The organism is Pseudorhodoplanes sp. (genome assembly GCF_035565795.1).
Taxonomy (GTDB): domain Bacteria; phylum Pseudomonadota; class Alphaproteobacteria; order Rhizobiales; family Xanthobacteraceae; genus Pseudorhodoplanes.
The window spans coordinates 19,571-31,784 of record NZ_DATMRV010000157.1; the positions used below are offsets into that span (position 1 = coordinate 19,571).

At 62.8% G+C, this 12,214-nt stretch carries 13 protein-coding genes; all 13 read left to right on the forward strand.

The features are described 5' to 3' along the window. Positions 1-116: 116 nt before the first annotated feature. The 13 genes from trpS to metK all read left to right on the forward strand — a co-directional run bounded on the left by trpS (position 117) and on the right by metK (position 12,203). Positions 117-1,151: a tryptophan--tRNA ligase gene (gene trpS, locus VNZ93_RS14365; RefSeq protein WP_325706200.1), complete on the forward strand. Its 1,035-nt coding sequence runs from the start codon at positions 117-119 to the stop codon at positions 1,149-1,151. An 88-nt stretch (positions 1,152-1,239) separates the two neighbouring features. Further along, positions 1,240-1,734, forward strand: coding sequence for a universal stress protein (locus VNZ93_RS14370; RefSeq protein WP_325706203.1), 495 nt, complete (start codon positions 1,240-1,242; stop codon positions 1,732-1,734). A 100-nt stretch (positions 1,735-1,834) separates the two neighbouring features. Continuing rightward, positions 1,835-2,392, forward strand: coding sequence for a NifU family protein (locus tag VNZ93_RS14375; protein ID WP_325706206.1), 558 nt, complete (start codon positions 1,835-1,837; stop codon positions 2,390-2,392). Positions 2,393-2,479: 87 nt separating this feature from the next. After that, entirely contained in the window at positions 2,480-3,160 is a 681-nt protein-coding gene (gene tsaB / locus VNZ93_RS14380; RefSeq protein ID WP_325706209.1) for a tRNA (adenosine(37)-N6)-threonylcarbamoyltransferase complex dimerization subunit type 1 TsaB, read from the forward strand. Further along, complete coding sequence (locus VNZ93_RS14385) at positions 3,160-3,645, forward strand: GNAT family N-acetyltransferase (protein WP_414710080.1); 486 nt, start codon at positions 3,160-3,162, stop codon at positions 3,643-3,645. Before tsaB ends, VNZ93_RS14385 begins: the two co-directional genes overlap by 1 nt. A 137-nt stretch (positions 3,646-3,782) precedes the next feature. Beyond that, positions 3,783-4,166 (forward strand): Fur family transcriptional regulator, encoded by a 384-nt coding sequence (locus VNZ93_RS14390; protein WP_325706313.1) that lies wholly within the window; start codon positions 3,783-3,785, stop codon positions 4,164-4,166. A gap of 235 nt (positions 4,167-4,401) precedes the next feature. Next, positions 4,402-5,802 (forward strand): tRNA (N6-isopentenyl adenosine(37)-C2)-methylthiotransferase MiaB, encoded by a 1,401-nt coding sequence (gene miaB / locus VNZ93_RS14395; RefSeq protein WP_325706215.1) that lies wholly within the window; start codon positions 4,402-4,404, stop codon positions 5,800-5,802. 77 nt (positions 5,803-5,879) lie between these two features. Then, positions 5,880-6,851: a PhoH family protein gene (locus tag VNZ93_RS14400; protein ID WP_325706316.1), complete on the forward strand. Its 972-nt coding sequence runs from the start codon at positions 5,880-5,882 to the stop codon at positions 6,849-6,851. Next, positions 6,848-7,360 (forward strand): rRNA maturation RNase YbeY, encoded by a 513-nt coding sequence (gene ybeY / locus VNZ93_RS14405; RefSeq protein WP_325706219.1) that lies wholly within the window; start codon positions 6,848-6,850, stop codon positions 7,358-7,360. Before VNZ93_RS14400 ends, ybeY begins: the two co-directional genes overlap by 4 nt. 11 nt (positions 7,361-7,371) lie before the next feature. Continuing rightward, the gene (locus tag VNZ93_RS14410; protein ID WP_325706222.1) at positions 7,372-8,547 is read left to right on the forward strand and encodes a hemolysin family protein; all 1,176 of its coding nucleotides are present in this window, start codon (positions 7,372-7,374) and stop codon (positions 8,545-8,547) included. Continuing rightward, positions 8,544-10,139, forward strand: a complete 1,596-nt coding sequence (gene lnt / locus VNZ93_RS14415) for an apolipoprotein N-acyltransferase (RefSeq protein WP_325706225.1) — start codon at positions 8,544-8,546, stop codon at positions 10,137-10,139. The genes VNZ93_RS14410 and lnt overlap by 4 nt, the downstream gene beginning before the upstream one ends. 258 nt (positions 10,140-10,397) lie before the next feature. Then, positions 10,398-10,802 (forward strand): helix-turn-helix domain-containing protein, encoded by a 405-nt coding sequence (locus VNZ93_RS14420; RefSeq protein ID WP_325706228.1) that lies wholly within the window; start codon positions 10,398-10,400, stop codon positions 10,800-10,802. Positions 10,803-10,928: 126 nt separating this feature from the next. Beyond that, positions 10,929-12,203 (forward strand): methionine adenosyltransferase, encoded by a 1,275-nt coding sequence (metK, locus tag VNZ93_RS14425; RefSeq protein ID WP_325706231.1) that lies wholly within the window; start codon positions 10,929-10,931, stop codon positions 12,201-12,203. Positions 12,204-12,214 lie beyond the last annotated feature (11 nt).

Below are 12,214 nucleotides of genomic sequence, written 5' to 3' on the forward strand. Positions count from 1 at the left end.
TTGCCGACGCTGCCTTTGCGTGGCATTGACCCGCGCCTTATCTGTTGGCGCGCGATCGGACGCAAAACCGGCGTCCACTCTTGCTGCTCGCGCTCTGCCTACCTGAAGAGACGACCATGGCCTTCAAGCAACTGGTATTTTCCGGCGTACAGCCGACCGGAAACCTGCATCTCGGCAATTATCTTGGCGCAATCGTCAAGTTCGTCGAATTGCAGAAGCATTTCGAATGCATCTATTGCGTTGTCGATCTGCACGCCATCACCACCTGGCAGGACCCCGAGGAATTGCCGAAGGCGATCCGGGAAGTGACTGCAGCCTTCATTGCCTGCGGCATCGACCCGAAGAAGCATATCGTCTTCAACCAGAGTCAGGTCGCCGAGCACGCCGAGCTTGCGTGGGTGTTCAATTGTGTCGCCCGCATGGGCTGGCTGAACCGCATGACGCAGTTCAAGGAGAAGGCCGGCAAGGACCGCGAGAATGTGTCGGTGGGTCTGTTCGCCTATCCCACGCTGATGGCCGCCGACATTCTGGTCTACCGCGCGACGCATGTGCCGGTCGGCGAAGACCAGAAGCAGCATCTCGAACTGTCGCGCGACATCGCGCAGAAGTTCAACAACGACTACTCCGCCTCGATCGCAAAGCACGGCTTTGGCGACGCGTTCTTCCCGCAGCCGGAGCCGCTGATTCAGGGACCAGCGACCCGCGTGATGTCGCTGCGTGACGGCTCGAAGAAAATGTCGAAGTCGGACGCGTCGGATTATTCGCGCATCAACCTGACCGACGATGCCGACACGATTGCGCAGAAGATCCGCAAGGCGAAGACCGATCCGGAACCGCTGCCGAGCGAAGAGAAGGGCCTTGAGACACGTCCGGAAGCCGACAACCTCGTCGGCATCTATGCCGCGCTGAAGGACACCACCAAGGCCGACGTGCTGCGCGAATTCGGCGGCGCACAATTCTCGACCTTCAAGTCGTCGCTCGTCGATCTCTCGGTCGCCAAGCTTGGCCCGATTGGCGGCGAAATGAAGCGGCTGGTCGCGGACCCCGCCTATATCGACGCCGTGCTGGCAGACGGATCGAACCGCGCGCGGGAGATTGCGGCGAAGACCATGCTGTCGGTCAAGGACATCATTGGCCTCGTCCGGCGTTGATATCCTGCGAATCCCCGAAATCGCCGTTGCGTCGCCTTGTGATGATGGCGTGCGCCATGGCAACATCCGTTGCGTGGAGGGATAGCCGATGAGCCGTCAGCGCCGCTCCTACGAATCCGGTCACAAGCCGAAATACCTGGTTGTGGTCGACGATTCACCGGAATGCGACCGGGCGATCTATTACGCCGCCCGCCGCGTTTCCCGCATCGGCGCCGGCATGATCATGCTGCGCGTGATCGATATCGAGGACCGCAACCAGCAATGGCTCGGCGTCGCCGACATCATGCGCGCGGAAGCCTATGAAGAGGCCAATGAGGCGCTCGATCGCGCGACCGGGCGCGCCAACGGCGTCGCCGGCATCACCCCGGAGCGGGTCATCCGCGAGGGCTCCTGGATCGAGCAGGTTCTGAAGCTGATCGACGAGGACGAGGACATCGCGATCCTGGTCCTTGCTGCGGGAACGACCAAGGAAGGCCCGGGGCCGCTGGTCACGTCGATTGCGCGGACGGCGGGTGAATTTCCGATCCCGGTCGCGATTGTTCCCGGCCATCTGAGCGACGAAGAACTCGACGCCCTGTCCTGAGCCGCAGCCCAGCCGGCCGCCTTTGCCGGTTGACCTTGTTCGACAAAACGCCATCTATAAGGGCACGGGGCCTGCCGAATGGGCCCCGGCGGAGCTGTCCATGTTTATCCAGACCGAAGCCACGCCGAATCCGGCGACATTGAAGTTTCTGCCCGGCCGCAACGTCCTCGACGGCACGCTTGAGATGACCGACCGGGGGCAGGCCGCCAAGTCGCCGCTGGCCGAAAAGCTGTTCGACATCCCGAATGTCAGCGGCGTGTTTTTCGGGTCAGACTTCATCACCGTCACCAAGACCGCCGGTGAGTGGCAGCAACTGAAGCCGCTCATCCTCGGCGCGATCATGGAGCACTACATGTCCGGCGCGCCGCTCCTGAGGGACGGCGAAACCGCAGGCGATTCTGACGGCGCCGAGTTCTTCGACGCGGCCGACGCCGAGACCGTGAAGACCATCAAGGAACTGATCGAGACGCGCGTGCGTCCGGCGGTCGCCAATGACGGCGGCGATATCACGTTCCGCGGCTTCAAGGACGGCGTTGTGTTCCTGTCCATGAAGGGCGCCTGCTCCGGCTGCCCCTCCTCCACGGCGACGCTCAAGCACGGCATTCAGAACCTGCTGCGGCATTTCGTGCCGGACGTGAACGAAGTCCGCCCCGTCTGATTTCACAGCGCCCCACAAAGGTGGGGACCGTCGCTGCAGCCCTGCGATAGGCATCCCGGCCGTCGCCGGGATGTCTATAATCATCGCATGCTTGTCCTCGCCATCGACACCGCGCTGGAGGCCTGTTCGGCCGCGATCTTCGATTCCGGGCAGGCTGCCATCCTTGCGAGCGAAAGCGAGATCATGAGCCGCGGCCATGCCGAGGCATCGATGCCGCTGCTCGATCGCGTGATGCGCGAAGCCGGGATTGATTTCTTCGCGCTCGACCGGATTGCGGTCACGGTCGGGCCAGGCAGCTTCACCGGCCTGCGCGTCGGGATCGCAGCCGCGCGCGGCATTGCGCTCGCCGCGAAGAAAGAGGTTGTCGGGATCACGACGCTCGCCGCGCTCGCAGCCCCGTATATCGCCGCCGACCCCAACATGCCGGTTGCCGCAGCTGTCGATGGCCGTCACCGGCATGTCTATTTCGAATTATATGGCGCGCAGGGCCGCGTGCTGCTGTCGCCGCGTATCATTCCGGTCGAGGACGCCGTGCATGCGGCGGCCGGTGCGTCGGCACGGCTTGTCGGATCGGGCGCGGCGATGATGGCAGAGCTTTGGCCCGATCCCACGCATTTGCCGCCGATCGACGAGCGGCGCTCTCCCGATATCGACTGGGTTGCACGTCTTGGCGCACGCGCTGAATTGCGTGCGGCGCCACCGAAGCCCCTCTATCTGCGTCCTCCGGACGCCCATCCGCAAACCGCATCGATCCTGCCGCGCCGATGATGCGATGGTTTTTCGATATGGTCTCGCCGGCGCGTCCGCCGATCGTTTCGGACGCCGTCTTGCGCGACGTCGCAGCAATCGCCGCGCTTCACGCGGCCTCGTTCCGGCGCGGCTGGAGCGATGACGAAATCGAAGGCATGCTTCTCGATCGTAGCGTGGTCGCGCATCGTGCCGCGATCGGGAGCAACTTCGCCGGATTCGTCATCTCACGCATGGCCGCCGACGAAGCGGAAATCCTGTCGGTCGCTGTCGCGCAGAGATATCGCGGGCGCTCGGTTGCACGCACGCTTCTGCGCCACCATCTCGGGCGCCTGGCCGCGCTCGGCGTTCACGCAGTTTTTCTCGAAGTCGACGAAGGTAACGCGCCGGCAATCAAACTTTACCGGCGCTCCGGTTTCGTGGAAGTCGGACGGCGTGAAGGCTATTATATGAATACTGGAGGCAAACCCGCTGCAGCGTTGGTGCTGCGCCGCAATCTCGTGTGACCGGATGGATAATGGACGGTTTGCTGCTGTGTAACTAAGATGCGTCCCAGGATTGGAGACGAGGCGGTAGTGTGGTTGCCAAGGTATCGAACATTCGGAAGCTGACGAATATCGAAGCGCGTTGCGCCGAGAAGGGCATGCGGATGACCGATCAGCGCCGCACGATCGCGCGCGTGCTCAATGATTCCGACGATCATCCGGATGTCGAGGAATTGTATCGCCGCTGCGCAAACATCGACGATCGCATCTCGATCTCCACGGTCTACCGCACGGTAAAGCTGTTCGAGGATTCCGGTATCATCGAACGGCACGACTTCCGGGAAGGCCGTGCCCGGTTCGAGCAGATTTCGGACGCGCACCACGACCACCTGATCAATCTGCGGACCGGCGAGGTCATCGAGTTCCAGTCCGAGGAAATCGAGCGGCTGCAGGCCGAGGTTGCGCGGAAGCTCGGCTACAAGCTGGTGGATCACCGGCTGGAGCTTTATGCCGTGCCCCTGAAGGACGACAATCCTGACTGAACCCTCATCCGCCCGTCCCCGGACGGATTGCGCGTCGGGTCTTGAAGCCTGAAAAATCTGGGTTATTTCCGCACCGGCCTGCCGAATTCGGCCAATCCGGGGGCCGGAGAATTCCTTTTTGGCCGATTTGGATGTATGAGGGGCTTCTCAGGAACCCCGGCATGCCTGTCGCATTTGGACGGAAGGAAACAGGACCGTTGACGCATCCCGCGCCGACAGCGCTCCGCAGAGCGGTATGACCGGACCCCGCAAGCTTTATATCAAGTCCTACGGCTGCCAGATGAACGTCTACGACTCGCTTCGTATGGCGGACATGCTGGCCCCTGACGGCTTCGCCGAGACCAAGGACGTCGCCGAAGCCGATCTCGTGGTGCTGAACACCTGCCACATCCGCGAGAAGGCCGCCGAGAAGGTCTATTCGGAGATCGGCCGACTGCGCGTCCTGAAGGACGAAGCGGCGAAAGACGGGCGCAAGGTGACGATCGCCGTGGCGGGCTGCGTCGCGCAGGCCGAGGGCGCGGAGATCATGCGGCGCGCGCCGGTGGTCGATCTCGTGGTCGGTCCACAAAGCTATCACCGCCTGCCCGCCCTGCTGGATCAGGCCGACCGCGGCGAGCGGCCGGTCGAGACCGAGTTTCCGGCGGAAGACAAATTCAATTTTCTGAAAAATCCCACCCGCGACGCGATCCGTGCGCGCGGCGTCAGCGCCTTCCTCACCATCCAGGAAGGCTGCGACAAGTTCTGCACTTTCTGCGTTGTGCCCTACACCCGCGGCGCCGAGGTCTCGCGCCCGGTCGAGAAAATCCTTGCGGAAGCCGAACGCCTTGCCGCCGCCGGCGTCCGCGAAATCACCGCGATCGGCCAGAACGTGAATGCCTATCACGGCGATGGCCCCGACGGGACGACATGGACGCTGGCGCGCCTGTTCGAGCGCCTCGCGCAAATCCCCGGCATCGATCGCCTTCGCTACACAACGAGCCATCCACGCGATGTGGATGACAGCCTCGTCGCCGTTCATCGCGATCTGCCCGAACTGATGCCGCAACTTCATCTGCCGGTGCAGTCGGGCTCGGATCGCATCCTCGATGCGATGAACCGCAAACACACCCGCGACGATTATCTGCGCGTGATCGAGCGTCTGCGCAAAGCGCAGCCGGCGCTGGCCTTCACTTCGGATTTCATCGTCGGCTTTCCCGGCGAAACCGATCGCGATTTCACCGACACGTTGAAGCTGATCGAAGAGGTCGGCTTCTGCGGAGCATTCTCGTTCAAGTATTCGCCGCGTCCCGGCACGCCGGCCGCCGACATGGACGATCAGGTCCCCGAACACGTAATGACCGAGCGGTTGCATGAACTGCAACTGCTCATCGACCGGCAGATGGCCGCCTTCAACAAAGCCTGTGTCGGCAAGACCCTGGACGTGCTGTTCGAAAAGACCGGCCGGCATCCCGGCCAGATCGCCGGCAAGTCACCCTATCTGCAACCGGTTCAGGTCATGGCGCCGGCTTCGCTGATCGGTACCATTGCCTCTGTGCGGATTGATGACACGGGCAGCTACAGTCTGTTCGGCACGCTGGCGGATGAGGTCGGCAACCGCGTACCGGAACGCCCGAACCTTGCGGCTTTGGAGGCTTGACGCCGTTGCGCAATTACAAGCCAGGTCACGGCACTCCGGTTTCGCCCAAGGCGGGCGAAGAGCCTGCAATCCAGACCATGCTGGCCTTCGATGACAACAAGCTCGCCTCTGTCCTGTTCGGACAATACGGACAGAACCTGGCGCTGATCGAACGCAAGCTCGACGTCGTCGCGGATTCGCGCGGCAATCACGTCACCATCGAGGGGACCCGCGAAGCCTGCGATCAGGCGCGGCGCGTGCTGGAGACACTGTACGAACAATTGAAAAATGGCGCCGACCTGTCGCAAGGCGATGTCGAAGGCGCGATCCGTCAGGCGGCGGCGCAGGGCTCGCTGTTCGACAACGATCCCGCAAGTGCGCGTCCGAATTTTGCAGACATCGCGCTGCGCAAGCGCACGGTGCGCGCGCGCACGGCCGGACAGGATGCCTATATCCGCGCACTCAAGCGCAATACGCTTGTGTTCGGTACCGGCCCCGCCGGAACCGGCAAGACATGGCTCGCGGTCGCGTATGCAGTCTCGCTGTTCGAGCGCAAGGAAGTCGATCGCATCATCCTGTCGCGCCCCGCGGTCGAGGCCGGCGAACGGCTCGGCTTCCTGCCTGGCGACATGCGCGAAAAGGTCGACCCGTATCTGCGTCCGATCTACGATGCGCTGTTCGATCTGATGGATATGCGGATCGTCGAGCGCGCGCTGCAGGGCGGCGAGATCGAGATTGCGCCGCTCGCCTTCATGCGGGGACGCACGCTGCACAATGCCGCCGTCATTCTCGACGAGGCGCAGAACACGACATCGATGCAGATGAAGATGTTTCTCACGCGGCTCGGCGAGAACAGCCGCATGATCGTCACCGGCGATCCGAGCCAGATCGATCTGCCGCCGGGCCAGACCTCCGGGCTTTCGGAAGCCACGCGCCTGCTCGCGGATGTCGAAGGCATCGGCCATATCACATTTAAGAATGAAGACGTGATCCGTCACGAACTCGTGGCACGCATCGTCGCGGCCTATGACCGCGCAGCACCGTCGCAGAAATCCCGCGAGCCGAAATGATGAGCGCCAGCGCGCAACGTCGCTCGGAGCCAGGCGTCGACATCGACGTGATGATCGAATCCGCACTGTGGTCGGCCTGCCCGGATGCGGACGCGGCCGTTCGCCGCGCCGTCGAGGCAGCGGCGCAGGCCGCCGGCAAATCCGGTGCGGTCGCGGTCATGCTCACCGACGATGCGTCGATCCGGCAGATGAATGCCCAATGGCGAGGTATCGACAAGCCGACCAACGTGCTGTCGTTTCCTGCGGGCGGAACACCGCCGGTTCCAGGCGCCGATCACCATCTCGGCGACATCGCCATCGCCTATGAAACGGTCGCAGCCGAATCCTTGTCGGAAAACAAGAACTTCGCCGATCATCTCGCGCATCTCGCCATTCACGGCTATCTTCACCTCGTCGGATTCGATCACGAGACCGACGACGAGGCCGCATGCATGGAGAATCTCGAGACACGGATCCTTTCGAGCCTCGGGATCGCCGACCCCTACGCAGATGCGGCCTCCGCGGACTGACAGACAGAGCCATGCCTGACACCGAGCGGCCAAGCGAAACGGCCGAGCCCCAGAGTACCACCAATCTCCCCGCCGTTGTCGGAGGAGCAAAATCGCGCGAAGGCGGCGACAACCTGTTCGCGCGCTGGGTGCGTACCATTTTCGGATGGCGCTCGGGATCGACACGCGCCGATCTCAAAGAGGTGCTTGAAGAAAGCCCGCCGAGCGAACTGGGCTTCTCGCCGGAAGAAGGCGCGATGCTCAAGAATATCCTTGGGCTCCGCGAACGCCGCATCAACGACGTCATGGTGCCGCGCGCGCATATCGTCGCGGTTCAGCAGGACATCCCGCTCGGCGAACTCGTGAAGGTGTTCGAGAAGGCCGGCCATTCTCGCCTTGTCGCATTCAACGACACGCTCGACGATCCTGTCGGCATGGTCCACATCCGCGACCTGATCGCGTTCATGGCCGAGCATGCTTCCACCGGCGCCAAGCCGAAGGCGCGACGAAAGAAGAAATTGCCCGAGGGCAGCGCCGAGACGCCGGCGACCGAAGAGCCCGTCATCGAGAAGGCAGCGGAGAAGAAGCCGCAGAACGCGCTCGACTTCAGCGCGATCGATCTCGCGATGCCGCTCTCGAAAACAAAGATCATCCGGAGTATGCTGTTCGTCCCGCCGTCAATGCCGGCGATCGACCTGCTCGCCAAGATGCAGGCGACGCGCATTCATCTCGCGCTGGTCGTCGACGAATACGGCGGCACCGACGGCATCGTCTCGATCGAAGACATCGTCGAACTCATCGTCGGCGACATCGAAGACGAACACGACGACGATGAGGCGCCGGGAATTCTGCGGCAACCCGACGGCTCGTTCGTCGCCGACGCGCGCGCCAGCCTGGAAGACGTGGTCGAGGCCGTCGGAAAAGGCTTCGATGTCGGCGAGGCGCTGAACAATGTTGACACGCTCGCCGGCTACCTTGTGTCTCAGGTCGGGCGCGTTCCCGTGCGCGGCGAACTCGTTCCGGGTCCAAGCGGCTTCGAGTTTGAAGTGCTGGATGCCGATCCCCGCCGCGTGAAGAAGGTCAGAATTCATAGCGGCAAGAGCAAGCGCGGCGAGCGGCCACGCGAACTGCCCTCGCCGATCAAGCCTGCGGCATCGGCTCCGCCGCCGCGGGATCAAGGCCCTGGAAAGAGTTCGCAGCAGCCGTGAGCATAGCGGCCATTGCCAACGCGATCGTTCTGTCCTGGGGCTGGCGCCGCGCAGCAATCGCGTTCGTCGCGGGCGCGGTATCGGTGCTGGCGCTGCCGCCGTTCAACCTCTGGCCCGTTCTGTTTCTGACTTTTCCGGTCGCCATTTGGCTGATCGATGGATCGGCGGCCGGCCGCCTCGATGGCGTACCCGCCGCCGGGATCGCCGGCTGGTTCTTCGGCTTCGGGTATTTCCTCGCCGGCCTGTACTGGATCGGTCACGCCTTCCTGGTCGACGCCAGGACGTTCGGGTGGCTGCTGCCCTTTGCGGTCACCGCCATGCCGGCGGGGCTTGCCGTCTTCACCGCTGCGGGCCTTGCTTTTGCGCGCATGATTTGGCCGCGCGGCGCGATGCGCATCATCGCGCTCGCGGTCGCGCTGACCATCGCGGAATGGCTGCGCGGACATGTCCTGAGCGGGTTTCCCTGGAACAGCTATGGCTATGCGCTGACGGGTCCTCTCGTGCTGGCGCAAAGCGCGTCGGTGCTCGGGCTATGGGGCCTCACCTTCCTCGCCGTCGCGATCTTCGCCAGCCCCGCCACACTCGCCGACCAGCCGATCGCCCTGCGCCGGCGCGCTGCGCCCCTTGCGATCGGCATCCTCCTCCTTGCAGCGATGGCGGGCTTCGGCGCGTGGCGCCTTGCACAGAACCCGACGCAGTTCGTCGACAATGTCCGGCTGCGGATCATGCAACCCAATCTGCCGCAGGACGAGAAGTTCAACTACGCAGCGCGGCACAAGATCATGAGTCACTATCTGTCGCTGTCCGACCGCGCGACCGGGCCGCAGAATAGCGGCCTGCGCGATGTGACTCACCTGATCTGGCCGGAATCGGCCTTCCCGTTCTTCCTCACGCGCGAAGGCGATGCGATGGCGCAGATCGCTGAACTGCTGCCGCCGGGCACGGTGCTGATCACCGGCGCCGCGCGCGCCGCGGAGCCGTCGCCCGACCGGCGCATCCGCGCGTACAATTCAGTCTACGTGATCGATCACGACGGCACCGTGCTGTCGGTCTACGACAAGGTTCACCTGGTCCCGTTCGGCGAATACCTCCCGTTTCAGTCGGCGCTCGAACAACTCGGCCTGATGCAGTTGACCAAACTGCCGGGCGGTTTCCTGTCGGGCGACCGGCCACGCAGCTATCAGCTTCCCGGCGCGCCGCGCATGGCGCCGCTGATCTGTTACGAGATCATCTTTCCCGGCGCGGCGGTGCCGTCCGGCGAACGTCCGGGCTGGCTGTTGAACGTCACGAATGATGCCTGGTTCGGGATCAGCTCCGGGCCCTATCAGCATTTCCAGCAGGCGCGCGTTCGCGCTATCGAGGAGGGACTGCCGCTCGTACGCGCCGCGAACAACGGCATCTCCGCGACAATCGATCCGTTCGGCCGAATCATCGCGCAGCTTCCTCTTGGAACGGAAGGCGTTCTCGATTCGCCCTTGCCGCGAGCAACCGCACGAACGATCTACGCCCGCTTCGGTGACAGTATTACGTATGTGATTGTTGCGATGCTCTTGCTCATAGTCATGCGTTATCGGTCACAACGATCCCGCTAACCACTTTGAAAAAGTGGTTCGCGATTTTGTTGGCAAACGCAATATTTGCCTTCGTTAGTCAGTTCTTCATCTCAACCTTCAACAGAACCTCTTGCTAATTGAGACTCGAGCGAGCAAAATTTATTCGCCCGGTTGATTTGCGCTCGGGTTATGACAACTGCGACGCAAAATCGTTTGACCACGTGCCGGGAACGTGCGCAAAGCACCCGCGAAATTTTGAAGCGCCGGAAATTGCTTTGCGTCGCTGCGGAGAATCGAATGGTCAAGAAGTCGCCGAACCCAACTGACAAACATGTCGGAGCCCGAGTTCGGATGCGTCGCATGATGCTGGGAATGAGTCAGGAAAAGCTCGGTGACGCCCTCGGGCTCACCTTCCAGCAGGTTCAGAAATACGAGAAGGGAACAAATCGCATCGGCGCAAGCCGGCTGCAGCAGATCTCGAACATCCTTCAGGTGCCGGTTTCGTTCTTCTTCGAAGGCGCCCCGAATAATTCGAATCCGGAATCGGGTTTTGAGGAAGCCCCCTCGCCGTCCTATGTCTCGGACTTCCTGGCGACTTCCGACGGTCTGGCGCTGACCCGCGCCTTCATGCGGATCAAGACCCCCAAATTGCGCCGCCGGATCGTGGATCTGGTCGAGCAGATCGCTTCCGACGAGCAGTAATCCCACTCTTGCCCCCTAGGGCCGCCCATCCAGCCCACATCTTGACCGCGCGGTGCCAAGGCTGCATTGAACAGCTTTCCACAACCGACGAACGGTCCGTCTCGTCCCTAGGGGGAGTAGCCAGCAGTGCCGCGCAAGAGTCACCTTTTCACCAGTGAGTCCGTCTCCGAAGGACATCCGGACAAGGTTTCCGACCAGATTTCCGACGCGATCCTCGACGCGTTTATCGAAAACGATATCAAGCTCGGCATCGCCGACGACAGCCTGGTCAATACCCGCCTCGGCTGCGAGGTCCTGACCACCACCAACAAGATCGTCATTGCAGGTGAAGGCCGCGGTCAGGCGCCCCTGTTCAAGAAGTACGGCAACCACGCGGTCATCAACCGCGAGCAGATCGCGCAGATCGCCCGGGATGTCGTGAAGGACATCGGTTACGACCAGGACGGCTTCTCCTATCACGGCGCCGACATCGAAGTGCTGCTGCACGGCCAGTCGCCGGACATCGCCATGGGCGTCGATGCCAAGAAGAAGAAGGGCGCCGAGCAGGAAGGCGCAGGCGACCAGGGCATGATGTTCGGCTTCGCCTGCACCGAAAGCGAGGTCTATGAGAAGAACTCGTTCATGCCGGCGCCGATCTATTTCGCGCACAAGATCCTGAAGGTCCTGTCCGAACAGCGGCACTCCAAGAAGCTGTATGACCTGCAGCCCGATACCAAGAGCCAGGTCACGATCAAGTACGAGGACGGCAAGCCGGTCGGCTGCACCAAGGTCGTGGTCTCGACCCAGCACAACGCAACCAATCGCAACGGCAAGAAGTACACGCCGTCGATGATTAAGGACCTGATCGGCTCGGCGGTTGAATCGGCGCTGCCGAAAGGCTGGATGCCGAAGAAGGAGTCCGACTTCCTGGTCAACCCGACCGGTAACTTCGTGGTCGGCGGCCCGGACGGGGACTGCGGACTGACCGGTCGCAAGATCATCGTCGACACCTACGGCGGCTACGCCCCGCATGGCGGCGGTGCGTTCTCGGGCAAGGACCCGACCAAGGTCGACCGCTCGGCCGCCTACGCGGCGCGCTATCTCGCCAAGAACGTCGTGGCCGCCGGCCTCGCCGACAAGTGCACCATCCAGGTGGCCTACGCGATCGGCGTCGCCGACCCGATGTCGCTGCTCGTGGATACGCACGGTACCGGCAAGGTCGATGACGGCAAGCTGGAAAAGGTGCTCGCGGAGCTGTTCCCGCTGCGCCCGACCAATATCCGTCGCACCCTCAAGCTGAACCGCCCGATCTACCGGCGCACCGCGGCCTATGGCCATTTCGGCCGCGCACCGGAAAAGGACGGCGGGTTCTCCTGGGAGAAGACGGATCTCGCCGATCAGATCCGCAAGGCGGTCCGGTAAGACCACCAAGA